This is a genomic window from Rhizobium sp. N621, from assembly GCF_001664325.1.
Lineage (GTDB): Bacteria > Pseudomonadota > Alphaproteobacteria > Rhizobiales > Rhizobiaceae > Rhizobium > Rhizobium esperanzae.
Window position 1 is genome coordinate 233599 of the sequence record NZ_CP013498.1, and the last position, 23214, is coordinate 256812.

The following is a 23214-nucleotide window of genomic DNA, read 5'->3' on the forward strand; positions in this document are numbered from 1 at the left end:
TAGGAGCTCAGTTTGTCGGTTTTGCAAGACGACGATATTCTCTTCAGCCATGTCAGTGAGAACCGGTCCGCCGCAGCCGTAACGGGTGCCTTCTGGTCGGCACTCAGTACCCTAATTCCGACGGTCCTGACCTTCGCTGTTTTTGTGGTCACGTCTCGTATTCTCCAGCCTCAGGACTTCGGTCTTGTCGCGCTGTCCTTCAGCATCGTCTCCTTTGCAGCGAGTTTCGGGCCCACTGCCTTTGGCGAAGCGATCATCCAGAGAGCCGAGATCAGGCGCAGCCACCTCGACACGATCTTCCTGCTTTCGCTCGGCTTTTCATTCCTGGTCTACGGCGCCTTATGCCTGGCCGCTTCGTCGATCGCGACCTATGTCGGACATAAGGAAGTCACCTATCTCATTTACATCATGGGATTGAAGGTATTCTTCGACTTCACGGCCGTCGTTCCGAATGCGATCGTGAACAGGAAAATGTCCTTCCATCTGGTGGCCGTCCGCACAGTCATCGCGACCGTCACGTCTGCTTGCCTTTGCCTGGTACTGGTTCTCGCCGGTTTCGGCCTGTGGGGTCTTGCCATTGCCCAGATCGCCGCCACAGCGGCATCGTGCGGCGCCGCTTTCTGGGGTGCGGGTTGGATCCCCGGCCTGAAGATCAAGAGAGCGAGCCTCAAGGATCTGCTTCACTATGGTTTCTTTGCATCCGGCACCCGCTTTTTGCAGACGATGAGCCTGGACAACTTGCTCATCGGCGTGCTCCTGAGCCCATCGGCGCTCGGTATCTATAACTTTTCCAAGCGCCTGTTTGACATGATCAACAACGTCATCGCCGGCGGCTTGACGTCGGTGACGCACGTGCTGCTGTCTTCACTGCGGGCCGATCCGAAGAAAGTCCGGGAAGCATTCCTGATGGCGACGTTTGGCTGTGCCCTGGTTTCCTACCCCGTCTTCATCGGTCTTGCGGCAGTTGCCGATGATGCGATCACGACGATTTTCGGGGCGCACTGGATCGAGGCGGTTTGGCCGGTTCGGTTCTACTGCGTGATTGGCTTGATGGCTGGCATCGGCTACGTGCAGGCATCCCTGATAAAAAGCCAGGGAGAGATGGATTGGTGGTTTTACTACCAGCTGGCTCGAAACGTTCTCACGCTTCTGACCATCGCAGTTCTTTACCCCTACGGCGTGACGACAATCGTGTTTGCGATCACGATCGAAGTTCTGCTGTTCTGGCCGATCACCAGCTGGAAGGTGTCGCAGCATATAGAGCTGAGTGTGCCGGCATATTTGGCGCAGTTCCTGCGGCCGACCACGGCCAGTGCAGCGATGGTGGCTGTCGTTTTGCTGCTGCACGAACTGTTGCTTCATTGGTCGCCCTACGCACGTCTGGCTATCGAAGCCCTTGCAGGCGGGATCGCTTACTGCAGCCTGATATTCTTACTGTGCAGGGCGCGCCTGAATGTGTTGATCGGCAGCATCAAGCAGGCTCGGCAGCGCAAGGGCAACAGGGGCGCAGTGGCCACCCCTGTGTGATTTCCAGCGCGGCGGATTGTTTCGCCGCCCGTCTCTCAACCCAAACGGCCTTCTGCCGCAAGCGCATGGGATAATCGACAAGATGACCGATCTCGACCGCGATTATCCGTCACATCGGCTTCACCGGGCAGATGTTTCGACAAGCGGACGCAGCCGCTACTATACGCTCGATGCCATGCGCGGCTTTGCCGCCATTTGTGTTGTCGCCACGCACTTCCAGGAGAGATATGCGCCATCGGCTTATCTGGCGGTCGACTTTTTCTTCGTTCTGAGCGGCTTCATTATCGCCGACATTTACGGACGAAGGCTGTCGCGCGGCCTGCCGTTCCAGTCGTTCATGAAGGCCCGCATGAAACGCCTGTATCCGCTTTATCTGATCGGGATCTTGGTTGGCCTCGTGCAGATCATTCTGTTGACGAGCTGGGGACTGCGCGCCCAAAGCGCGGTCGATCTGCTGGTGTCGACGGCGACAAACACCTTCGTTCTGCCGAGCCCGATGTATTTTCTTCAAGCGCATCCGATGCAAGGGATGTTTCCGATCAACGGCCCGGCCTGGTCGATGTTCTGGGAATTGCTGGTCAATATCGTCTTCGCATTGTGGCTCTTCCAGCTCTCCGTCCGCGCCCTCTGCGCCGTTGCGCTCGTCTCGGCGGCGTCCTTGGTCCTTGTCGGTCTGAAATACGGCATGTTGAATATCGGCTGGGAGTGGCCTTCAGCAGTGGGTGGACTGCCCCGAGTGATGTTCTCATTTACCGCAGGTGTGGTTATCAGCCGTTTGTTCAACCGCGTATCGGCGTGGAGGCGCGGCTGGGTCGCACTAGCGCCCTGCCTGCTTTTGCTGATCTGCATCGTAGCTCCGGTTCCGGTATTGCTGCGGCCTTACTACGATCTGATCTTCGCGATCACCCTGGCGCCGCTCATCGTAACACTCGGCCTCTTGCTGGAGATGCCCGCCCAGGCAGAAGGGCTGGCGACGTGGATCGGATACATCTCCTATCCCGTCTACATCCTGCACCGAGGCGTGATCGGCGTCTTCAAGCCGCTTGCCGGTTCGATTGGTCTGAATGGCCCTGCCGCCTTCCTGGTGCTTCTGGGCGCAGTCGTCTGTTTCGCTTACATGACCGCTCGTCTCGTAGACAAAGCCACGGCTTTACGGGCGCGTCGGGCCGCATAGTTCGATCACAGGCAACCGCGAGTGATCTGGCATGCGCAGCTCCAGCTGCTGTCACCGTCGCAGCAGCGGCCGTAAGGCGGCCTGCGTTTCCCTCAGCAGCTTGAGATAACGCGCCTTCATCTCGGCGGCCGGGACGAGGGCGGCCGGGGCGCCGATATTGATCGCCGCGATCGTTTCGCCGCGGTCGTTTTCGACAGGCACGGCGATCGAGCAGAGGCCGATTTCCAGCTCCTGATCGATGACGGCGTAGCCTTCGGCGCGCACCCGGCGGAATTCTTCGATCAGTTCCTCCGGGTCGGTTTTGGTCTTTGCCGTGTTCTGTTTGAGCTCGCTCCTGGCGAGGACGGCGCGCGCTTCGGTCTCGGAAAGAGCCGCAAGCAGCACTCGGCCCATCGAGGCGCAATAGGCGGGCAGGCGGCTGCCGGGGGTGAGATTGATCGACATCACCCGGCGCTGCGCGGCCCGGGCGATATAGACGATCTCGGTGCCGTCGAGCACCGAGGCCGAGGCGCTCTGGCCGGCCTGTTCCGAAAGATGATCGAGATGCGGCTGCAACAGCGCCGGCAGCGTCGTCGCCTGGAGATAGGCATGGCCGAGCCTTAATATCTTCGGCGTCAGCATAAAGAATTTGCCGTCGTAATCGGCATAACCGAGCTCGGCGAGGGTCAGCAGCGAGCGGCGCACGGTAGCGCGGTCGAGCCCGGTCAGCTTGGCGGCTTCCGCGATCGACAGCCGCTGTCGCGTCTCGCCGAAGGCTTCGATGACTTTCAGGCCGCGGGCAAAGCCGCTGACGAAATCGCTTTCGCGCATGGTTCCGGCGTCCAATCCTTGGCCATTATGTGCGATATACGAACAAATGTCAAATAACGCACGAAATATCTTGCCGCTGCTCCTGCAGCGTTTTATTTCTGACGCCAAGGCTGAGGAGATCACCATGGACAAGACAATCGCGAGCACGGCGGCGGCCGTCTCCGAGATCGGCGACGGCGCGACGGTGATGATCGGCGGTTTCGGCGGCTCCGGTGCGCCGATCGAGCTGATCCATGCCCTGATCGACAAGGGCCCGAAAAACTTGACTGTGATCAACAACAATGCCGGCAACGGCCGCATCGGCATTGCCGCGATGATTGACGCCGGCCTGGTCCGGAAAATGATCTGCTCCTTCCCGCGCTCCTCCGATCCGCGCGCCTTCACCGACAAATATCTGGCCGGCGAGATCGAACTCGAGCTGGTGCCGCAGGGAACGCTGGCCGAGCGCATCCGCGCCGGTGGCGCCGGCATTCCGGCCTTTTACACGCCGACCGGCTACGGCACGGAACTGGCGGAAGGCAAGGTCATCGCCGAATTCGACGGCCGCCATTATGTGCAGGAGCGCTGGCTGAAAGCCGATTTCGCGATCGTCAAGGCGGCGATCGGCGATACTCACGGCAACCTCACCTACAACAAGGCCGGCCGCAATTTTAATCCGCTGATGTGCATGGCGGCGGCCAGGACGATTGCCCAGGTCTCCTCGATCGTGCCGGCCGGCGGCATCGATCCCGAGCATGTCGTCACCCCCGGCATCTTCGTCGACCGTATCGTCGCCGTCCCGCATCCGCAGCAGGAAGAAGAGCTCATCCGAGCCGGAGTGGCCTACGTATGACCGTCGATATCAGGGACGACATCAAACTTTCCAATGCGCAGATCGCCTGGCGCGCGGCGCAGGACATTGCCGACGGCGCCTATGTCAATCTCGGCATCGGCTTTCCCGAAATGGTCGCCCGCTACCAGCCGCCCGGCCGTCAGGCGATCTTCCATACCGAAAACGGCATCCTCAATTTTGGCGAGCCGCCCGCCGAAGGTGAGGAGGATTGGGATCTGATCAACGCCGGCAAGAAGGCGGTGACGCTGAAGCCGGGTGCGGCCTTCTTCCACCATGCCGACAGCTTTGCCATGGTGCGCGGCGGCCATCTCGACGTCGCGATCCTCGGCGCCTATCAGGTCGCGGAGAATGGGGATCTCGCCAATTGGCGGGTCGGCAGCAAGGGCGTGCCGGCTGTCGGCGGCGCCATGGACCTGGTGCATGGCGCCCAACAGGTCTGCGTCATCACCGAGCATGTCACCAAGACGGGCGAGCCGAAGCTGGTGGAGAAATGCACCTTTCCGCTGACCGGTGTGGCCTGCATCACCCGCGTCTATACCAGCCATGCCGTCATCGACATTGTCGAGGGGCGCTTCCTGCTGCGCGAGAAGCTCGCCGCCATGTCGCTGGAAGAATTGCAGGCGATGACCGGGGCGCGACTGCACGTCGAGCGGCCGGTGGCCGATCTCGTCGTTCCGAAACTCTGAAGGGAAAGCCATGGCCGAAGCGTTCATCTGCGACTATATCCGGACGCCGATCGGCCGCTTCGCCGGCGCGCTTTCCCAGGTGCGGGCCGACGATCTCGGCGCCATCCCGCTGAAGGCGCTAATGGCGCGCAACGGCGGCGTCGACTGGGAAGCGGTCGACGACGTGATCTTCGGCTGCGCCAACCAGGCGGGCGAGGACAACCGCAACGTCGCGCGCATGTCGGCGCTGCTCGCCGGCCTGCCGATTGCGGTGCCGGGCACGACGATCAACCGGCTCTGCGGCTCCGGCATGGATGCGGTGATCACGGCGGCGCGCGCCATCCGCGCCGGCGAGGCGGAGCTGATGATCGCGGGCGGTGTCGAGAGCATGTCGCGGGCGCCTTTCGTCATGCCGAAGGCCGAAACGGCCTTTTCGCGGGCGGCCGAAATCCACGACACCACGATCGGCTGGCGCTTTATCAACCCGCTGATGAAGAAACAGTATGGCGTCGATTCCATGCCGGAGACCGGCGAGAACGTCGCCGAGGACTATCATATCAGCCGCGCCGATCAGGACGCCTTCGCGCTGCGCAGCCAGGCGAAGGCGGCAACTGCCCAAGCGAGCGGACGGCTGGCGAAGGAGATCACTCCGGTCACCATTCCCCAGCGCAAGGGCGATCCCATCGTCGTCGACAAGGACGAGCATCCGCGCGCGACGACGATCGAGGCTCTGGCAAAACTCGCCACGCCTTTCAAGAAAGAAGGCGGCACGGTGACGGCGGGCAACTCCTCCGGTGTCAATGACGGAGCGGCGGCGCTGATCGTCGCCTCGGAAGCGGCGGCGCGGAAATATGGGTTGACCCCTATCGCCCGCATCCTCGGCGGCGCGGCCGCCGCGGTTCCTCCACGGGTGATGGGCATCGGGCCGATCCCGGCCTCGCGCAAGCTGATGGCGCGGCTCGGCATGACCCAGGAGCAGTTCCACGTGATCGAACTCAACGAGGCCTTTGCCAGCCAGGGGCTGGCGGTGCTGCGGGCGCTCGGCATTGCCGATGCCGATCAACGGGTGAACCGCAACGGCGGCGCAATCGCGCTTGGCCATCCGCTTGGGATGTCGGGCGCCCGCATCACCGGCACGGCGGCGCTGGAACTTGCCGAAACCGGCGGACGTTATTCGCTGTCGACCATGTGCATCGGTGTCGGGCAGGGGATCGCCATTGCCCTCGAAAGGGTCTGACAGGGCTCAGCCCGTTGCCTCCGGTGCCGGGCTTCGATAGAAACGGCCATGCTGATCCGACCCGCAAACAATGACGACCGAAGCGCCATCTGGAGAATCATCGGCCCGACGATCCGTGCCGGCGAGACTTATGCGCTCGACAGCGATCTCTCCGAAGCCGATGCGCTCGCCTACTGGATGGGAGCGGACCGCGAGACCTTCGTCGCGGAAGAGGATGGCGTCATCCTCGGCACCTATTACATCAAGGCCAATCAGGCGGGCGGTGGGCGCCATGTCTGCAATTGCGGCTACATGACCGATCCTGCGGCGGGCGGCCGCGGTGTCGCCCGCCGGATGCATGAACATTCGCTTGAACATGCCCGCTTGCGGGGCTTTCGCGCCATGCAGTTCAACTTCGTCATCAGCAGCAATCGCCGCGCCGTCGCGCTGTGGCAATCCCTCGGCTTCGAAATCGTCGGCCGGCTGCCGGGCGTCTTCCTTCATCCGACTGAGGGTTATGTCGACGCCCTGGTGATGTTCCGCACGCTCTAAACGGCACGGTGGTAAAAAGATGTGAGGGCGCTGTCGAAATCGCAGCGGTTCAAACGTCTTTAATCGCAAGGCGCGGAAAGCGGCGGACCGGCTGCGCGCGTCGCGATCACTCTGTCGGCATGGAGGTATGAAGCCATGAGTGTTTCCTATCGTTGGGTCATCGTCGCCGTTGGCGCCCTGATGTCGTGCGTCGCGATCGGCGCAATGTTCTCGCTGGCGATTTTCCAGGAGCCGATCGCCACCGCGACCGGCTGGTCGCATGTCGGCATCGCCAGCGCCATGACGCTGAATTTCCTCGTCATGGGTCTCGGCGGTTTCCTGTGGGGCGCGGCAAGCGACCGTTTCGGGCCGCGCATCGTCGTGCTGGTAGGGTCCGTGCTTCTCGGCCTGGCGTTGGTGCTCGCCAGCCGCGCCGCAACGCTCATCGAATTTCAGTTGACCTATGGCATTCTGGTCGGACTGGCCGCCAGCGCCTTCTTCGCGCCGATGATCGCGGCGACCACCGCCTGGTTCGACGTGAACCGCGGGCTTGCCGTGTCGCTCGTCTCGGCCGGCATGGGGGTGGCGCCGATGACCATCTCGCCCTTCGCGCGCTGGCTGATCTCGGCCTATGAATGGCGCCCCGCCATGCTGATCATCGGCATCGCCACCTGGGTGCTCCTGGTGCCGGCCGCCCTGCTGGTCAGGCGCCCGCCTGCCGAAGCCGGCACCGAGTTTGCCGCGGAAGGCGGTCGGCCACAGCTGTCGAAAGTCTTCCGGTCGCCGCAATTCATCGTGCTCGGCCTCACCTTCTTTGCCTGCTGTGCGGCCCATTCCGGCCCGATTTTCCACATGGTGAACTATGCGACGATCTGCGGCGTCGCACCGATGGCGGCCGTCAGCATCTACAGTGTCGAAGGCCTGGCGGGCCTCGGCGGCCGGCTGCTCTATGGCAGCCTCGCCGACAGACTCGGCGTGAAGCCGGTCCTCATCGCCGGCCTCCTGGTGCAGGCGGCCGCGCTCGCGACCTATCTCCTGGTCAGCGAGCTGACGGAGTTTTATGCCCTCGCCATCGTCTTCGGCAGTGCCTATGGCGGCGTGATGCCGCTCTATGCGGTGCTGGCGCGGGAATATTTCGGCCAGCGTATCATCGGCACCGTCTTGGGCGCCGCGACGATGCTCTCCAGCCTCGGCATGGCCTTCGGCCCTCTGATCGGCGGCTGGATCTTCGATACTTTCGCCAATTATTCCTGGCTTTTCACCGGTTCTGCGATGGTTGGGCTCGGTGCTGCGGCAATCGCGCTGGCATTTCCGCCGCTTGTCCGGCGGGAGCAGGAGGCGGTTTTGGGCGTGTCTTCCTAACAATTTCTTTCAAGGTCCAGTGAACGTCCTCCGGCGGGCATCGGCGATGATGCCCGCTGAGAGGAATTCGAGGTGTTGCAAGGACCTCGGCTCTCGCCATTTCGTGCATTGCCCTTCTTAGATTTCGGCTGATAGACTTTCCCCTGCCTGTTTCATCACCCATGTCTTTGGTTTTTCGGGAGGCGTCATAGCCATGACAGAACTTGCTCAAATGCTCGCATCCATCAAATTGCCGGATCTATCAGGCAAGGCGGTGCTGATCACCGGCGCCTCGACTGGGATTGGGGCGGCGGTTGCCCGCGCCTTTGCGGCGCAAGGAGCCAAGGTGGGCGTGCATTACAACGCCAGCCGCGAGCCGGCGGAGAAGCTCGGCGAAGAGATTCGGGCTGCCGGCGGCACGGTGCATCTGATCCAGGGCGACGTGTCGAGGGAAGGGGAGACCGAGCGTGTCGTCGAGGAGACGGCGAAGACCTTCGGCCATCTCGACGGGCTCATCAACAATGCCGGCGGCATGCTGGGGCGCAAGCCGACCTCCGAATATACCGACGCCCATTATGCCGCGGTGATGGACCTCAATGCCCGTTCGGTGCTGGCGGCGACGCGCGCGGCCCATCCCTGGCTGAAAAAGCAGGGCGGCTTCATTATCAACACCACCTCGATCGCCGCCCGCAATGGCGGCGGCAATGGCGCAGTCCTCTATGCCGCCTCCAAAGGCTTCGTCTCGACCATCACGCGCGGCCATGCCAAGGAGTTCGTCGCCGACAGGATCCGCGTCAACGCGGTGGCGCCGGGTGTGATCGCCACGCCCTTCCACGAGCGTTATACCAATGACGAGCAGATGGAACTGCAACGCAAATCGATCCCGATGGGCTTCGTCGGCACATCAGAGGATTGCGTCGGAGCCTATCTCTTCCTCGCTTCGCCGACGCTCTCGGGCTACATCACCGGCCAGGTCATCGAGGTCAACGGCGGCCAGCTGATGCCGTAAACGCTTCGATCGGCAAACGACAGCGTCCGCTTTCCCCCGCCGCTACGGAACTTTCGAACCATCTTCACGTTTCCCGCTTGGTCTTTTCATCAAGCGGGGCGCCATGAGCTTTTCCTTTTCGGAACTCGACTTCCTCAAGCCGGAGCTGGGGGCGGAGTATACGGGTTCCGGTACTCATTTCGCCGTCTTCTCGGCGCATGCGGAACAGATCGAGCTCTGCCTGTTTTCCCCTGACGGAAAAGATGAGATTGCCCGGCTGCCCTTGCCCAAACGCGAGGGCGACATCTGGTCGGGCTATATAGCCGGCATCGGACCGGGCACCGTATACGGCTATCGCGCCCATGGCCCCTATGATCCTGGTGCGGGCCACCGGTTCAATCCGAACAAGCTTCTGCTCGACCCCTATGCCAAGCAGGTGACGGGCGAGCTGGAATGGCATGATGCGCTGTTCGGCTATCGGATCGGCGAGGACGATCTTTCCTTCGACGACCGCGACAGCGCGCCCTTCATGGTCAAGGGCGTCGTGCAGGATCCCGATTTCGACTGGGCGGGTGAAGAGGCGATCCGGCGGCCCTGGCCGGATACCATCATCTACGAGGCGCATGTGCGCGGCCTGACGATGACGCATCCGAAAGTGCCCGACCGGCTGCGCGGCACCTTTCTCGGCATGTGCAGCGATCCGATCATCGATCATCTCGTCGGACTTGGCGTCTCGGCGATCGAGCTCCTGCCGATCCAATATTTCCTCGACGACCGCTATCTCCTCGAAAAGAATCTGAGGAATTATTGGGGTTATCAGACGCTCGGTTTCTTCGCGCCGCAGGCGCGCTATCTCTCAAGTGACAAGATCACCGAAATCAAGACCATGGTGAAGAAGTTCCATGCCGTCGGCATCGAGGTCATCATGGACGTGGTCTACAACCACACGGCCGAAGGCAGCGAGAAGGGGCCGACGCTGTCTTTCCGAGGGCTCGACAATGCGAGCTATTACATCCTCTCTCCCGACGATCCCCGCCACACCTTCGATACGACCGGGACCGGCAACACGCTCAACGTTGCCAATCCGATGGTGATGCGCATGGTGCTCGACAGCTTGCGCTACTGGGTTGGGGTCATGCATATCGACGGCTTCCGCTTCGATCTTGCCAGCACGCTCGGGCGCCAGGATCTGGAGTTCGACCGTCAGGGCCTGTTCTTCGGTGCTATCCGTCAGGATCCGATCCTGGCCGGCGTCAAGCTGATCGCCGAGCCCTGGGATATCGGCGCGGGCGGCTATCAGGTCGGCGGTTTCCCGCACCCTTTCCGCGAGTGGAACGACAAGTTCCGCGACGACGTGCGCCGCTTCTGGAAGGGCGACGGCGGCATGGTGTCGGAGCTGGCGGCGCGCATCACCGGCTCGGCGCCGCAATTCAATCATTCCGATCGGGGCGCGACCTCCTCGATCAATCTTCTGTCGGCCCATGACGGCTTCACGCTCATGGATACGGTGTCCTTCGACGGCAAGCACAACGAGGCGAACGGGGAGGATAACCGGGACGGCCATTCGGACAATCATTCCGATAATATGGGCGCCGAGGGCGCCACCGATAATCCCGACATCAACGCGGCCCGCGCCCGCCGGCGGCGCAACATGATGGCGACGCTGATGCTCTCCCAAGGCGTGCCGATGATCCTGGCCGGCGACGAACTTGGCAACAGCCAGGGCGGCAACAACAACGCTTATTGCCAGGACAATGAGATCGGCTGGACAGGCTGGGACGGGCTCGACGATCCCTTCCTCGATTTCTGTCGGCGGGCGGCAGCCTTCCGCAAGGCTCATCCAGTCCTCCGGCAGGAGCGGTTCCTGACCGGCGAGATCAGCGAGGACGGGCGCATCGAGATCGCCTGGTACAAGCCCGACGGCAGCTTCATGGACGACGGGGCCTGGAACGATGAAGGATTGCAGGTGCTCGGCCTCTACCTCTCGAAGAGCGCGCATGCGCTGGATACCGAAAACATGGATGACCTTTTCCTCGTCTTCAACGCCGGCGGCGACTGCGAGGTCCATCTGCCTGAGGTGAACGGACTGACGCAGTGGTCACGGGTTCTCGACACCGGGGCGGAGACCGGCGCCTTCGAGGTGCACGATCAGGACAATCCGGTCATTGTCTACACCCAAAGCCTGGCCGTCTTTGCACCGACAGGCCAGACGCAACCGCCGGAGGGGGCGACCAAGGCCCAGCGCCGCCGATGGTTTCAGTTCGGCCGCAGGAGCAAATAGCAGGTCATCAACAGCATGAATGCCGAAGCCATCACCGAACTTGGCCTGATCTATGTCAGCGATACCGAACCGGGCATCCGCAGGCGCAGGAAAGGCAAGGGCTTCAGCTATGTGATGCCGGATGGCACAACACTTTCCGATGAGTTGCAGCGGGCGCGCATCGGTGCGCTCGGCCTGCCGCCGGCCTACGAAAACGTCTGGATCTGTCTTTACGAGAACGGCCATCTGCAGGCGACCGGCATCGATGCGCGCGGGCGCAAGCAATATCGCTATCACAAGGACTGGCAGTCCTTCCGCAGTGCCGGAAAGTTCCACCAGCTGATCGAATTCGGCCAGGCACTGCCGAAGATCCGCCGCACCGTCCTGCGCCATCTCGACACCGGTGCCGAAGACGTCAACGGTGTGCTGGCGGCTTTGACGACGCTGCTGGACGAGGCGCATCTGCGAGTCGGTAACCAGGCCTATGTCAGGGAGAACGGCACCTATGGCGCGACGACGCTCTTGAAGCGGCATCTGAAAATCGTTGACGGGCGCATCGAGCTCAAATTCCGCGCCAAGGGCGGCAAGCGTGTCCAGCGCAGCCTCAAACATCCCAGGCTGCAGAAAATCCTGGAAGAGATTTCCGACCTGCCCGGCCGCCAGCTCTTCGTCTGGAAGGATGAAAGCGGCGCGCTGAAACCGGTCGATTCCGGCCGGCTGAATGCCTATCTGGCCGAAATATCGGGCATTCCGATTTCCGCCAAGACGTTCCGCACCTGGGCCGGATCGCTGGCGGCCTTCGGTGTCGCCCGCGAGAGGATCGTCGGCGGCGGCCGGCCGACGGTGAAGGAAATGTCGGAGGCTGCGGCCGAGGCGCTGCACAATACGCCGGCGATCTCACGCTCGAGCTATATCCATCCGGCCATCATTGCGCTCGCCGGCAATGATCATCCTTTGACCGAGGGCGGCAACGAGCCGCTGCGGGGTCTGCGGGCCGAAGAAAACAGGCTGCTTGATTTCCTCACCCGCGAGGCCGAACTGAACTCTTCAGCTCCCTGCGTCTAGCTCCGGGTAGTATCTGAAAATACCTTCCTCATTGAAGGCGAGGCGGCGAGGGGAGGCGAGATAGCGGGCGATGTTCGGGCGTTTGGCTACCGCATCGTGCAGGGCAAGGAGAGCGGGGTATTCGGCCTTGCTCTTCTTCATCGCTTTGGGAAAGGCATAGGTGAGGCCCTCGATCACCTGAAAGAGGGAGAGGTCGACATAGGTGAGCGAATTGCCAATCATATGATTGGGAGCTTGCGGATTTCGCGTCAGCACGCGCTCGAAATAACCGAGGAATTTTGGAATGCGGTCCCGGATGAAGGCGACCGAGCGGGCTTTGGCTTCCTGCTTCTGGTCTTCATAATAAAGCGACACGTCGATCGGGTGGTGCGTATCGTGCGCTTCGGCGACGAAATCGGTGATGGTGAGCTGCAGGCCGTTGGCGACATAGCGAAGGCTCTCGTCCTCCGGCGCAAGGCCGAGCTTCGGCCCTAGGTAAAACAGGATATTGGCGACATGCGGGATAAGAAGATCGCCGTCTTTCAGGAAGGGCGGCGCGAAGGGAATGTGAAGCTCGCCTTCGCTCTTCATGATCTCGAGCATGGCGCCCGTTCCTCGGCCGGGCTGACGCGTGACGTCGACATAGTCGGCGCCGGCTTCCTCCAGCGCCAAGCGCACGAATTCACCACGGCCTTGAATGCCGTCCCAATAATAAAGCTCATATGCCATGTTCAATGCCTCGGTTGACGACCGAAGTCTTTTCGCAGTTCGTCCTTGGCTTTTTCAAGGGTGCCGCGCCGCTTTTTCGACAGCTGCTCGCCGGCGCGGTTGATGTAGAAGGTCAGCATCGACATGGCGGCGCGAAACGGGCTCGACTTGCGGCGATCGCTCTCCTCGGCGGAGTGCTTGATCGACCGGGCAATTTTCTTCGGATCGTCCGATTTGAACACGCCTTCCTTGAGGTCCATCGCGTTGCTGTGTTCGGTAACGTCCTGCGACCACTTCTTCTATTTGGCCATGGCGAAAATCCCTTTGCCGGATGGGCAGGCGATAGACTGACGCCTGCCGATCCTCGATTACAGAGTTGGAGCATGACGCCGCCTGAGACCGCTCACACCCTTCGGCACATGCTTAGTGATGGCTATGGTGCTCGTGGCGCTTGCGTGTCGCGGCCGCCTTCTTGGCGGAAGCGGAGCGTTCCTCCTTCGAGCGTGCCGCGGATGCAGCACCGCCGGCCCGACCGCCCTTTTCAGAGGATTCGTGCGTATCCTTCTTGCCGCGGCCGGAACCGGATTTGTTGCCGCCGCCGCTTTCCTTGTTGACTGTCGCCCAGGCGCGCCGTTCGGCTTCCTTCTCGGAGACGCCACGCTCCTCGTAGCTCTCCTCGATGTGTTCGGCCTTGCGTTTCTGCTTGTCGGTATAGTCGGATTTGTCTCCTCGCGGCATCTTCGCCTCCTGTGGTTTGCAAAGCGCTCGAACGCGGTTTGTAAGAGAATCCAACCGGTGCCGAGGGGAAAAGTTCCCTACAGCATCGGCCCGAACGAGATCGATTTTCGGTAGTCCGGTGCGTAGATTTAAAGAGTTAGAGCGTCCTCTGCGCTCCGAACGGACACACGGCGCTCCAGGAGCCATTGTCCCGAAATTCGGAACAAAAGCCTGTTTTGTCAGGTTTCCGATAGGTAAGCCTGCTTAAACCTGCGTGCAGCGGGGAATCGAGAACATGGAAAAACACATCGTCAGAGGCGATGGAAACGGCGCGATCGACGTGAACGGCCAAGTATCGCCGGTCACCTAATCGTCAGCTTCAAGGAAGGGAAGGGACATTCCTACATAACGACGGCTGCCTCAAGCCTGCCGACATGATCTCGATCGAATTAACGGCCCGCGACGACAGCTGCACCAGCGAGGTCGACCTGATGCGCAATTATCCCGAGTTCGAGGGGGGTGGGGTTAGAGTGGTTCAGCTTGGGATAGCTCGACGGCTCTCTTGACCGCCCGGTCGAGCGCAGCGTTGTCGTAGGGTTTCGTCAGCAGCACCGAGCCGGAGAAGCGAGCGGCGTCGGGCGGGTCGCTGTCGCCCGTCGCGAAGACCAGGCCGACGGACGGAAGGGCGTCCCGCGCCTTGGCGGCAAAGGCCGAGCCCGACATGCCGGGCAGGCCGACATCGACGACGATGACGTCGATGAGCGTGTGGCCAAGGATATCAACGCCCTGTTCGCCGCTGCCCGCCTCGATGACGTCGTAGCCGAGATCCTGCAGGATTTCGGCGGTATCCATCCGGATGAACGCATCGTCTTCGACGAGCAGCAGCCTCAGCTTTCCAGCCGTGCCGGGAACCTGTGGATCAGGTTGCCTTGCATTGGACACCCGCGCATTGGCCTCCGCCTGGTGGCGTTGCGGCCGGTTGGCGAGCACCTGGCGGATCTTGCGGGCGAGCTCCTCGCGCGTATAGGGCTTGGAGAGCAGCTCCAGGCCCGGATCGAGCCTGCCGCCATGGACGATCGAGTTTTCGGTATAGCCCGAGGTGTAGAGCACGGCGATGTCGGGCAGGCGCTGTCGCGCCATGCGCGCAAGCTCCGGGCTCCGCAGGGGGCCGGGCATGACGACATCGGTAAAGAGCAGGTCGATATGGGCGCCGCTCTCGATCACGGTGAGGGCGCTGTGCGCATCCTTCGCCTTCAGCACGTAATAGCCGAGATCCGAGAGCATCTCGACGACCGTGGCGCGAACGCCCTCGTCGTCCTCGGCGACAAGGACGGTTTCGGTTCCACCGGTCGCCGGCATGGTGTCGGCCGCCGTGGCGCGATCCTCGCTGCGGACCGAGCGGGCGAGGTAGAGTTTGACGGTCGTGCCTTCGCCGATCTCGCTGTAGATCTTCACGTGGCCGCCGGACTGTTTGACGAAGCCGTAGACCATCGACAGGCCGAGACCGGTGCCCTTACCTTCCGGTTTCGTAGAGAAGAACGGCTCGAAGGCCTGCTCCATCACCTCTTGCGTCATGCCGGAGCCGGTATCGGTGACGGCGAGCACGACATATTGGCCGGCCTTCACCTCGGGATGGGTGCGGTTGTAGGAATCGTCGAGGAAGGCGTTGCCGACCTCGATCGTCAGCTTGCCGACGCCATCCATAGCGTCGCGCGAGTTGATCGCGAGGTTGAGCAGGGCGTTCTCGATCTGGGCCGGATCGGCGAAGGTGTTCCAGAGGCCGCCGGAGACGATGGTCTCGACTTCGATTTCCTCTCCGAGCGCGCGACGCAGCATGTCGTCCATGCCGGTGACCAGGCGGCCGATATTGACGACCTTCGGTTCCAGCGCCTGGCGGCGGCCGAAGGCGAGCAGCTGGCTTGCCAGTCGCGAGCCCCGTTCGACGGCGGCAAGCGCATTCGAAATGCGCTCCCTGGCCCGGCCGTTATCGGCCACGTCCTTGCCGAGAAGCTGGAGATTGCCTGAGATCACCTGCAGCAGATTGTTGAAGTCATGGGCAACGCCGCCGGTGAGCTTGCCGATCGATTCCATCTTCTGCGACTGCTGGAGCGCTGCTTCGGCCTGCTGGCGATCGGCGATTTCGGCCGCGACCCGGACCTCGAGCATTTCGTTGAGTTTGCGCAGCTGATCTTCCATGTGGCGGCGCTGGTCGATTTCGATTTTGGCGGCACGGAACAGCCGAATATTGTCGATCGCGACGGCCGATTGGCCGGCGAGGCTGACGAGGCTCGCCTCGGCCGCTTGAGAGAAGCGGCCGGGTTCGCCGTGGCCGAAGAACAAGCCGCCGATAACGCTGCCGTCGCGCGATTTGACCGGCACGGCAAGATAGCTCCTGACCGGGAGATGCCCCGTCGGCATGCCGGAATGCGGCGGATTCTGGCCGTAGCGCGGGTCGAGCAGGATGTCGTCGGAGCGCACGATGCCTTCGCCGCTGAAGGTCGGCTCGAAGACCTTTGTATTGCGTGGCATCGGGAATTTCTCGAAGTTCTTCCGGTCGACGCCGGAGAGCGCGTAAAGCATGTAGCTGCCGCCCTCCCCATCATCGACATTGTAGAAGAAGGCGCCGAATTCGGCGCCCGTCAGTGTCACACCGGCATCGACGACAATCTGGGTGAGACGTTCGACATCGGGCTCGATGGTAATAGCGGCGCCCGCCTGGTTGACGACTGCAAGCGCCTCCGATTTGGCGCGCAGTTCTTCCAGCGCCAGCTTCTCGCCGCGCTTGGCGGCGACCTGTTCGGTGACGTCGAGGGTCGCGCAGAGGATGCCGGCGATGGCGCCGTCATCGTCGCGCAGCGGCGTGTAGGAGAAGGTGAACCAGGTATCCTCGGTGCGGCCGTCCCGGCGCATCGGGATGAGCAGCTCTTTAAACAGCTGCGGCCTGCCTTCAAGCGTGCTGGCGACGATCGGCGAGAACTGTTCCCAGATATCAGCCCAAACCTCGCGAAAGGGTCTCCCGAGTGCGCCAGGATGCCGGTCGGGGAAAACAGGCACGTAGGCATCATTGTAGAGAAAGGCGAGATCCGGACCCCAGGCGACGAATTTCGGCTGGCGCGAATTCAACACCATTTCGGCGATATGCTTGAGAGAAGCAGGCCAGCTTTCGACCGGTCCGAGACCGACGGCGTCAAAGGCCGGATGCCGCAACAATTCGCCGATTTTGCCGCCGCCTCTCGGCCAGCTGTTGCCGACGCTTCTCATTCAAAACCGCTTCCCTATCGCCCGCCGCGCCGGTGTGAACGGCAGCAATTCAACGTTCTACAGCATTTCTTGCGCGCCTGAAAAGATGCGCGCCGTAGGGGTTTAGCTCGTCCAACCGTCAACATAGAGGTTTGAAATGGCAGGGAAAGGGTTCGGTCGAAATATCGTTACCGTCCCGTGTTCAGCGCTTTAGCCGCAAGCGGACGCTGGCAACAACTGCTAGTTCGGCAATTTTTGCGATGCTGCGAAGGCGCGGCCGATGCGGCATGGCGGGACAGAATGCATTGATCGCTTTGTCACCGGGACATATTCAGTGCTCGGTTTGTTGCTCGGCGACGACGCTCGCGAGCACCTCGTCGCTGCCGTTCGGGTAGATGGGAAGATCGAGCGTCACCGCCTCTTTCAACCCATCGCGCTCGATCGTGAAGAATTTCCGGATACGTCCTTCACCGTTCTGCTCTCCGGACGGCCTTGCCGCTCTTGTTGAAACAAGGCTGCGCTCGAAGCCTGCGGCGTCGGTCCCCGCGAAGGCCATCGTGCAGCTCTCGACAGCCTTCTCTCCGACCATAGCCCGTCCAACGACCAGGGCTTCGAATGGCGCCGTGCTGCCCGCCCCGGTGATCCAGCCGTCGAATGCCACGGGTTCCGAAAGAGGAAGAATGCTCAACACCATGTCGGCAGCAAGCGACGGCCACTTGTATCGGTGGGCGAGTGCGGCCGCGCGATCATACTGCGGCCCGCGGTCCAGGCAGTGATCGGCGAAGCGGTCGAACGGAGGCAGAGCATCGTCCGCAAGGGCGTTGGTGAGAGGCACGAAAGCAATTGCTGCCGAAGCGAGTATAGTCTGCAGTCTTAGCATCGCTCTGATCCTCATCGCGCGTTCAACCAATTCGCTATCTCGATCGCGGCGATAGCGACAAGCACGAGACCAGCCAGACCGGCCATCGCGCGCGAGACGGAGGCAAGCAATTGCGGATGCCTTCTCATCAGATAGGAGATGCGGTCCCGGAAGACCACCGCGGTCGGCGACATTACTCCATCTCGAGCCGTTGCTCGGCAATGTGAAGAGGATGTGGAAGCACAAGCAAATCGACCGGGGCTACGGCGAGCTATCCGAGGAGGGTGCTCCACGCCATGGCGATGCCGAAGGTGAGAATGGCGCCCGCAAAAACACTATTGAGAGCAGATTGATAGGGCCTAAGGCGGTGCACAAGCTTGCAGCCGAGGACGGCGCCGAACGCGCCTCCCGCGATGAAGACCGCGGCGAGCGGCCAGTCGACGAGACCTGAGATGGAATAGGTGGCAGCCGTAGTCGAACCGAACGCCACGATCGCGACCAAAGAGGTCGACACCGCATTGATCGTCGGCATGCCGGTGGAAAACACCAGGCCGGGGACGATCAGGAAGCCACCGCCTATTCCGAAAAAACCGGAGACGACGCCGCTCCCGCCACCGATCGCAAGAACCTTGGTGGTGTTCCGACGTTCGAAGATACAGGTATCTTCGCTGGCGACGCTTATTCGACGCAGCATCAAGATGGCGATGGCGATCATCAGCCCCGAGAAATACAAAAGCAGATGCTTCCCATCCAGCATCTTTCCGATCGAGGCGCCGAGCAGCGCTCCGACGGTGCCAGTCGCGCAGTAGAGTCCCGCATACCGCCATATCACCGTTCCTCGGCGCGCGTGCATGACCAGGCTGATCAACGCATTCGAAGCAACGGCAACGGCGCTGGTGGCAATGGCGGTATGGGCGTCGGTCAGTCCTACGGCGTGAACAAGAAGCGGGACGGCAAGGATGGAGCCGCCACCGCCCAGAAGGGCGAGGGTGAAGCCAACCAAGGCGCCGCTGAGGGTCCCCATGCCATATTGGAAAAGATCTAGCGCCATTTTTCAGGATCCTGCGTGAGCACAGAATGTTCAGTCAGCGGACGAGGTGCCGTAATCGGGTTGCTCAGGACCAGACGGAACCTTGAAAGGCACCCATCGGGAACTTGAGATAGCGAAGGCCGTTCCCTTCGGGTTCCGGTAGCCGGCCGCCGTTGATGTTGACCTGCAGCGCGTGAAGTATGAGCTTCGGCATCGGCAGCGTGCGATCACGCGCCTCCCGAAGGGTGACGAACGCGTCGGCGCAAGCACATCGCGCAACGTGGATGTTTTCCGCCCTCTGACGTTCCACTGTGCTTTCCCAGAGCGGCTGCCGGCCGCCGGGCTGATAATCGTGTCCCACAAAGAGGCGCGTATCGCCGGGTAACGTCAGGATGTTCTGAATGCTCAACCAGAGTGACCTGGCGCTGCCGCCTGGAAAATCCGCACGGGCAGTGCCGCTGTCAGGCATGAAGACAGTGTCATGAACGAACACGGCGTCGCCCGCCGTGTAGGTGATCGAGGCAAGGGTATGGCCAGGCGAATACATGACGCCGACCTCGATGTTCCCAATAGAGAAGGTGTCTCCGTCGAAGAAGAGCCGATCCCACTGGCTGCCGTCGACGGGAAGATCAGGCCAGTTGTAGATCTTCGACCAGATTTTCTGAACATCCGTGACGCGGCTCCCGATCGCCGTTGGCGCGCCGGTCCGCTCCTTCAGATAGGCGGCGGCCGAAAGGTGATCGGCATGCGGATGAGTGTCGAGGATCCAGTGCAGGCGCAGGTCCTGGTCCCGAATGTGGTCCAACAGCATTTCGGCGTTGTGGGTCGTTGTCGATCCTGACTTCTCGTCGAAATCGAGAACCGGATCGATGATCGCACAGGCCCTGGTTTGCGGATCGCTGACCACGTATTGAATCGAAAAGGTCCGCGCGTCGAAGAACGCGGCGACATCAGGTCTACGCACAGACCGCCTCCTGTCGACCGGACGCGACCGGTGAGAAGATCGCGCGCGCCGGGTCGAAGGTGTAGAGCGCGACATACGACGGTGCGTCCCGCGCGAGTTGCGCGACCGAATCCAGGATGAAGGCAACTGTTTCGTCCGATGCCAGGACGCTCAAGTTGAGCCGCGTGAATCCGGGTTTCTCGATTTCGTTGCCAGCCAAGATCGCCTGCCGCATGCGCTCCGACGTCCGGGTGTCTATCGAAAGCAGCCGATGCACGTAGGGTCCAGCGCAGGCGCAGCCGCCACGCGCCTGAATGCCAAACCGATCGCTGAGCATGCGGGTAATCAATTGCTGGTGGATGTAGCCACCCTTTCCATCGCGCACGCGAAACGAAAAGATCGGCAAGCGTGCGATCGAGGTGGAGCCAAGCAGTTCGATCTCCGAAACGTCCTTCCAGGCGGTGAAGGCGCGCCGCGTGTACTCGTCGTTCAGCCGCTTGATTGCATCAAGTCCGATCGCGTCCTTGACCAGGAAGGCGAGCGCCGCACGGATGTCGCCGATGACGTTGGGTGTTCCCGCTTCCTCCCGAGACTCCAGGCTGTCGCTGTAATCGTGCCCCGTGGGTGACACGAATTTCACCGTGCCGCCCCCGGGCCAGGATGGCTTGCTCGTCACTACCGCGTCCTGCCGCACGACCAATATGCCGGAGGCCCCTGGGCCGCCCAGGAACTTGTGAGGAGACACGACGATTGCGTCGATTTCGGCGCCAAGCTCGGGCGTCATCGCAATCGGCACGTATGGTCCGGCCCCCGCATAGTCCCAGACGACTTTGGCGCCTGCGGCCTTTGCAATCTTTGTGAAAGCCACGACGTCGGTCAGGATGCCGGTGACGTTCGATGCGGCAGAGAACGAGCAAACGGTCAAATCTGCGGGCGCGTTCTCAAGTGCCTTCTGCAACATGACCGGATCGGGACCACCGTCGCTGCGCTCGGCAATTTCGATGACCTCCGCTCCGCTCTCGCGCCAAGGCAGGATGTTGGAGTGGTGTTCATATGGGCCGAGGACGACGCGCACGCTTTTGCCGGCCGCGATCGCATCGGCGACGCCCAGCAGCTTCACCAGGCGATTGAGGCCCGCCGTCGCGCCTGATCCGGCAAAGATGACGGCATGCTGTCGATCGGCTCCGCAGAGCTCTCCAATGATCGAGCGGGCTTCCCGTCGAAGGCGGGTCATCATCCCTCCGCAGTAGGACGCCTCGGTATGGCTGTTCGCATAGTAGGGAAGGACCTCTTCGAGGATGAATTCTTCGATCTGTATGAGGGCGCGTCCCGAAGCCACGTAGTCGGCATAGACGAGGTCCTTGGGGCCGAACGGGCCGTCGACCTTCGCCTTTGAGCCTATCAGCCCCGCCCTGAACCTGCCGATGGGGTCATCTCGGTTGAGATCACTCTTGAACTTGCCGAGGACCGTGGAGAGTTCTTTTGATGGATAGCGCGCAGCCAGTTCGTGCATCGTCATTCTCCGCGAAGGATTTGACAACGATTCTAATCTGCATCACCGTCGAAAACTTCACCGATTTTTTGGACGAATAGGACAAGATTGGGTCATATGATCGATAATAATTTGAAAATTGACGAAATTGATCTGAGAATTCTGACGTGCATGCAGCGGGATTCTTCGCTTTCTCAACGCGACTTGGCCGAGCAGGTCGGACTATCGCAGAATGCTTGCTGGCGCCGGCTTCAGCGCCTTTATGCGACAGGTGTCATCAAAGGATCGCGCGCCTCCATCGATTTCGAAGCGCTCGGTTATGATCTCACGGTGATCGTCATGATCCGAACTCGCCATCATTCAAAGGAATGGTCGGAAGATTTTCGCAAGCACGTCGACCGGATGCCGGAAGTCGTCGATTTCTACCGAATAGGCGGCGACTGGGACTACCTGATCAAGGTCATCACCAAAGGAATGTCGGGCTATGACGCTTTCTACCAGAAGCTGATAACGAACTTCGATCTTGCGACAGTGACCGGCTATTTTTCGATGGAAGCAATCATCAGCAATCGCGCTGTGGACCTGATGCGCATGCGGTGACGCCTACGCCGAATCCAACAGAATGCTTCAAGCTAACCCGGAAATGTCTAGTCCTTTACTGGTTCGCCGAGCGTATGCATCAGGCGGTTCGCCCAGCCGAATATGGCGGACGATAACACGAGGTCCAGGGCTTCAAGCTCGGAAAGACCGACGTCCGTCAGCGCCTGCGCGTCAGCTTGCGTTGCTTCCGGCGGTGTCGTCGACAGATGGGCGGAGAAATCGAAGATGGTTTGAAGGTGCTCATCGAGTTCGGCGTCGAGCCCATCGGCGAAAATGGCGTCGATCACGTCAGTCCGCTTGGTATGGCTGATGAACCGGGAGGCATGGACGGCGGCGCAGTAGACGCAGCGATTGACGACGGAAGCAGCAGTGGCGCCCAGCTCGCGTTCTCCCGGTGAAAGCCCGTCCTTACCGTACATAATCAGGTTGAACAGGGGTGAGCGGACGGCGAGGGATTCCGGGTCATGCGCAAGCGTCAGGACGTAGGGGGAGATGCCCTTGTTGGAGGGCGTGACCTGCATTGCCGCCCGCTGCTCGGCGGTCGCAGTTTCAAGATCGACTGGAATGACGTAAGGCCGCCAGCGTGGAACCTCAGTGGTGAAGGTATGGACGATTTCGCTCATTGTCTTCCTCCGATCAGCGCCAGCCCTGCAATGACGCGAACCTGATAATTTACGAAGGCCGCAAGCTCCGACAGCCGGACGATGTCTGCGTCGGTCATTCCCGCACTGCGCAATCTTTCTATGTGGTCGCGGGTCGCTTCCCGCGGCGCGACCGTCAGTCGGTCCGCATGGCGGACGATCTCTGCGATGCGCCCATCGGTTGCGCTAGTACCTGGCTTGGCGAGCGGCGCTGTCGATGCCTCGGCGGCACGTTTTACCAGTTCGTCATAGTGCTTCGCCAGTTTTTCGCTGTGGTTGTGACGGGCCATACGGGCGGCAAGCGCCGCCCTGAGGCCATGCGACAGGCCACCGGGATCACGCGGAAGAAGGACTGCGTCGTGGGCGGCTTCGCTGAGGCGCAGGATCTCCGCCCGTTTTTCCATGGCCTCGGCAAGGGCTGAGCCGGGTCTGACGGCGGCAAGAGTTTCGATGAGCGTCAAGGCAGGCTCCTTTGCATCTCGCGGGAGAGCTTTAGATAGGGTGGAGGTTCATTATGTCAAAATCACATGGAGACTTGCAATCCATGCGAAATAATTATCTAGTATCTGCTCAAATCATGGAAAGCGAATGCTTCC

Annotated in this window: 22 protein-coding genes and 2 pseudogenes; 12 read left to right on the top strand and 12 right to left on the bottom strand. The window is 61.5% G+C overall.

Going from position 1 to position 23214, the window contains the following annotated elements; genetic code table 11:
- Positions 1–12 precede the first annotated feature (12 nt).
- Positions 13–1527 (top strand): lipopolysaccharide biosynthesis protein, encoded by a 1515-nt coding sequence (locus AMK00_RS25690; protein ID WP_064812153.1) that lies wholly within the window; start codon positions 13–15, stop codon positions 1525–1527.
- Positions 1528–1609: 82 nt separating this feature from the next.
- On the top strand, positions 1610–2701 hold the full coding sequence (locus AMK00_RS25695; protein WP_064812154.1) for an acyltransferase family protein: 1092 nt from the start codon (positions 1610–1612) through the stop codon (positions 2699–2701).
- Positions 2702–2752: 51 nt separating this feature from the next.
- Here the strand turns inward: AMK00_RS25695 and AMK00_RS25700 are convergent, their stop codons facing one another.
- Positions 2753–3511, bottom strand: a complete 759-nt coding sequence (locus AMK00_RS25700; RefSeq protein ID WP_064812155.1) for an IclR family transcriptional regulator domain-containing protein — start codon at positions 3509–3511, stop codon at positions 2753–2755.
- A gap of 124 nt (positions 3512–3635) precedes the next feature.
- Here AMK00_RS25700 and AMK00_RS25705 point away from each other — a divergent pair, with 124 nt between their 5' ends.
- From AMK00_RS25705 to AMK00_RS25740, 8 genes are all read left to right on the top strand, one after another.
- Positions 3636–4343: a 3-oxoacid CoA-transferase subunit A gene (locus tag AMK00_RS25705; RefSeq protein WP_064812323.1), complete on the top strand. Its 708-nt coding sequence runs from the start codon at positions 3636–3638 to the stop codon at positions 4341–4343.
- The gene (locus AMK00_RS25710; RefSeq protein WP_064812156.1) at positions 4340–5029 is read left to right on the top strand and encodes a CoA transferase subunit B; all 690 of its coding nucleotides are present in this window, start codon (positions 4340–4342) and stop codon (positions 5027–5029) included. The genes AMK00_RS25705 and AMK00_RS25710 overlap by 4 nt, the downstream gene beginning before the upstream one ends.
- Positions 5030–5039: 10 nt before the next feature.
- Positions 5040–6245, top strand: a complete 1206-nt coding sequence (gene pcaF / locus AMK00_RS25715) for a 3-oxoadipyl-CoA thiolase (protein WP_064812157.1) — start codon at positions 5040–5042, stop codon at positions 6243–6245.
- A gap of 48 nt (positions 6246–6293) precedes the next feature.
- Positions 6294–6776 (top strand): GNAT family N-acetyltransferase, encoded by a 483-nt coding sequence (locus tag AMK00_RS25720; protein ID WP_064812158.1) that lies wholly within the window; start codon positions 6294–6296, stop codon positions 6774–6776.
- A gap of 135 nt (positions 6777–6911) precedes the next feature.
- Positions 6912–8117: an MFS transporter gene (locus AMK00_RS25725; RefSeq protein WP_064812159.1), complete on the top strand. Its 1206-nt coding sequence runs from the start codon at positions 6912–6914 to the stop codon at positions 8115–8117.
- Between the two features lie 193 nt (positions 8118–8310).
- Positions 8311–9105 (top strand): SDR family NAD(P)-dependent oxidoreductase, encoded by a 795-nt coding sequence (locus tag AMK00_RS25730; protein ID WP_064812160.1) that lies wholly within the window; start codon positions 8311–8313, stop codon positions 9103–9105.
- A 103-nt stretch (positions 9106–9208) separates the two neighbouring features.
- Positions 9209–11365 (top strand): glycogen debranching protein GlgX, encoded by a 2157-nt coding sequence (gene glgX, locus AMK00_RS25735; RefSeq protein WP_064812161.1) that lies wholly within the window; start codon positions 9209–9211, stop codon positions 11363–11365.
- 15 nt (positions 11366–11380) lie between these two features.
- On the top strand, positions 11381–12409 hold the full coding sequence (locus AMK00_RS25740; RefSeq protein WP_064812162.1) for a DNA topoisomerase IB: 1029 nt from the start codon (positions 11381–11383) through the stop codon (positions 12407–12409).
- On the opposite strand, the gene AMK00_RS25745 is transcribed toward AMK00_RS25740, so the two are convergent.
- The 3 genes and pseudogenes from AMK00_RS25745 to AMK00_RS25755 form a co-directional block, all read right to left on the bottom strand.
- Entirely contained in the window at positions 12392–13117 is a 726-nt protein-coding gene (locus AMK00_RS25745) for a glutathione S-transferase (RefSeq protein WP_064812163.1), read from the bottom strand. The genes AMK00_RS25740 and AMK00_RS25745 overlap by 18 nt on opposite strands.
- Before the next feature lie 2 nt (positions 13118–13119).
- Positions 13120–13407: pseudogene (locus AMK00_RS25750) on the bottom strand (DUF3175 domain-containing protein).
- 112 nt (positions 13408–13519) lie between these two features.
- The gene (locus AMK00_RS25755) at positions 13520–13834 is read right to left on the bottom strand and encodes a hypothetical protein (protein ID WP_064808370.1); all 315 of its coding nucleotides are present in this window, start codon (positions 13832–13834) and stop codon (positions 13520–13522) included.
- Between the two features lie 274 nt (positions 13835–14108).
- Here AMK00_RS25755 and AMK00_RS33640 point away from each other — a divergent pair.
- Positions 14109–14379 (top strand): annotated as a pseudogene (locus AMK00_RS33640) (hypothetical protein).
- Here AMK00_RS33640 and AMK00_RS25760 read toward each other — a convergent pair.
- From AMK00_RS25760 to AMK00_RS25780, 6 genes are all read right to left on the bottom strand, one after another.
- On the bottom strand, positions 14339–17074 hold the full coding sequence (locus AMK00_RS25760; protein WP_064812164.1) for a hybrid sensor histidine kinase/response regulator: 2736 nt from the start codon (positions 17072–17074) through the stop codon (positions 14339–14341). The pseudogene AMK00_RS33640 and the gene AMK00_RS25760 sit on opposite strands and share 41 nt — an antisense overlap.
- A 310-nt stretch (positions 17075–17384) precedes the next feature.
- On the bottom strand, positions 17385–17933 hold the full coding sequence (locus AMK00_RS25765; protein ID WP_064812324.1) for a hypothetical protein: 549 nt from the start codon (positions 17931–17933) through the stop codon (positions 17385–17387).
- Positions 17934–17944: 11 nt separating this feature from the next.
- Complete coding sequence (locus AMK00_RS31595; RefSeq protein WP_189637645.1) at positions 17945–18106, bottom strand: hypothetical protein; 162 nt, start codon at positions 18104–18106, stop codon at positions 17945–17947.
- Positions 18107–18183: 77 nt separating this feature from the next.
- Positions 18184–18963, bottom strand: a complete 780-nt coding sequence (locus AMK00_RS25770) for a sulfite exporter TauE/SafE family protein (RefSeq protein ID WP_064812165.1) — start codon at positions 18961–18963, stop codon at positions 18184–18186.
- A 64-nt stretch (positions 18964–19027) separates the two neighbouring features.
- The gene (locus tag AMK00_RS25775; RefSeq protein ID WP_064812166.1) at positions 19028–19906 is read right to left on the bottom strand and encodes an MBL fold metallo-hydrolase; all 879 of its coding nucleotides are present in this window, start codon (positions 19904–19906) and stop codon (positions 19028–19030) included.
- The gene (locus AMK00_RS25780; protein WP_064812167.1) at positions 19899–21398 is read right to left on the bottom strand and encodes an aminotransferase class V-fold PLP-dependent enzyme; all 1500 of its coding nucleotides are present in this window, start codon (positions 21396–21398) and stop codon (positions 19899–19901) included. The genes AMK00_RS25775 and AMK00_RS25780 overlap by 8 nt, the downstream gene beginning before the upstream one ends.
- A gap of 96 nt (positions 21399–21494) precedes the next feature.
- On the opposite strand from AMK00_RS25780, the gene AMK00_RS25785 reads away from it, so the two are divergent.
- Complete coding sequence (locus tag AMK00_RS25785; RefSeq protein WP_064808386.1) at positions 21495–21977, top strand: Lrp/AsnC family transcriptional regulator; 483 nt, start codon at positions 21495–21497, stop codon at positions 21975–21977.
- Between the two features lie 47 nt (positions 21978–22024).
- Here AMK00_RS25785 and AMK00_RS25790 read toward each other — a convergent pair whose 3' ends face one another.
- Positions 22025–22600, bottom strand: coding sequence for a peroxidase-related enzyme (locus tag AMK00_RS25790; RefSeq protein ID WP_064812168.1), 576 nt, complete (start codon positions 22598–22600; stop codon positions 22025–22027).
- Positions 22597–23079, bottom strand: a complete 483-nt coding sequence (locus tag AMK00_RS25795; protein ID WP_064812169.1) for a CMD domain-containing protein — start codon at positions 23077–23079, stop codon at positions 22597–22599. The genes AMK00_RS25790 and AMK00_RS25795 overlap by 4 nt, the downstream gene beginning before the upstream one ends.
- Positions 23080–23214: the final 135 nt, after the last annotated feature.

Bases quoted from the DNA above. Each gene is read 5' to 3' on its own strand.
- AMK00_RS25710 (WP_064812156.1), top strand. From the start codon at position 4,340: ATGACCGTCGATATCAGGGACGACATCAAACTTTCCAATGCGCAGATC.
- AMK00_RS25790 (WP_064812168.1), bottom strand. From the start codon at position 22,600: ATGAGCGAAATCGTCCATACCTTCACCACTGAGGTTCCACGCTGGCGG.
- AMK00_RS25725 (WP_064812159.1), top strand. From the start codon at position 6,912: ATGAGTGTTTCCTATCGTTGGGTCATCGTCGCCGTTGGCGCCCTGATG.
- AMK00_RS25765 (WP_064812324.1), bottom strand. From the start codon at position 17,933: ATGCTAAGACTGCAGACTATACTCGCTTCGGCAGCAATTGCTTTCGTG.
- AMK00_RS25720 (WP_064812158.1), top strand. From the start codon at position 6,294: ATGCTGATCCGACCCGCAAACAATGACGACCGAAGCGCCATCTGGAGA.
- AMK00_RS25745 (WP_064812163.1), bottom strand. From the start codon at position 13,117: ATGGCATATGAGCTTTATTATTGGGACGGCATTCAAGGCCGTGGTGAA.
- AMK00_RS25730 (WP_064812160.1), top strand. From the start codon at position 8,311: ATGACAGAACTTGCTCAAATGCTCGCATCCATCAAATTGCCGGATCTA.
- AMK00_RS25780 (WP_064812167.1), bottom strand. From the start codon at position 21,398: ATGCACGAACTGGCTGCGCGCTATCCATCAAAAGAACTCTCCACGGTC.
- AMK00_RS25705 (WP_064812323.1), top strand. From the start codon at position 3,636: ATGGACAAGACAATCGCGAGCACGGCGGCGGCCGTCTCCGAGATCGGC.
- AMK00_RS25785 (WP_064808386.1), top strand. From the start codon at position 21,495: ATGATCGATAATAATTTGAAAATTGACGAAATTGATCTGAGAATTCTG.
- AMK00_RS31595 (WP_189637645.1), bottom strand. From the start codon at position 18,106: ATGTCGCCGACCGCGGTGGTCTTCCGGGACCGCATCTCCTATCTGATG.
- AMK00_RS25760 (WP_064812164.1), bottom strand. From the start codon at position 17,074: ATGAGAAGCGTCGGCAACAGCTGGCCGAGAGGCGGCGGCAAAATCGGC.
- AMK00_RS25740 (WP_064812162.1), top strand. From the start codon at position 11,381: ATGAATGCCGAAGCCATCACCGAACTTGGCCTGATCTATGTCAGCGAT.
- AMK00_RS25695 (WP_064812154.1), top strand. From the start codon at position 1,610: ATGACCGATCTCGACCGCGATTATCCGTCACATCGGCTTCACCGGGCA.
- glgX (WP_064812161.1), top strand. From the start codon at position 9,209: ATGAGCTTTTCCTTTTCGGAACTCGACTTCCTCAAGCCGGAGCTGGGG.
- AMK00_RS25755 (WP_064808370.1), bottom strand. From the start codon at position 13,834: ATGCCGCGAGGAGACAAATCCGACTATACCGACAAGCAGAAACGCAAG.
- pcaF (WP_064812157.1), top strand. From the start codon at position 5,040: ATGGCCGAAGCGTTCATCTGCGACTATATCCGGACGCCGATCGGCCGC.
- AMK00_RS25700 (WP_064812155.1), bottom strand. From the start codon at position 3,511: ATGCGCGAAAGCGATTTCGTCAGCGGCTTTGCCCGCGGCCTGAAAGTC.
- AMK00_RS25770 (WP_064812165.1), bottom strand. From the start codon at position 18,963: ATGGCGCTAGATCTTTTCCAATATGGCATGGGGACCCTCAGCGGCGCC.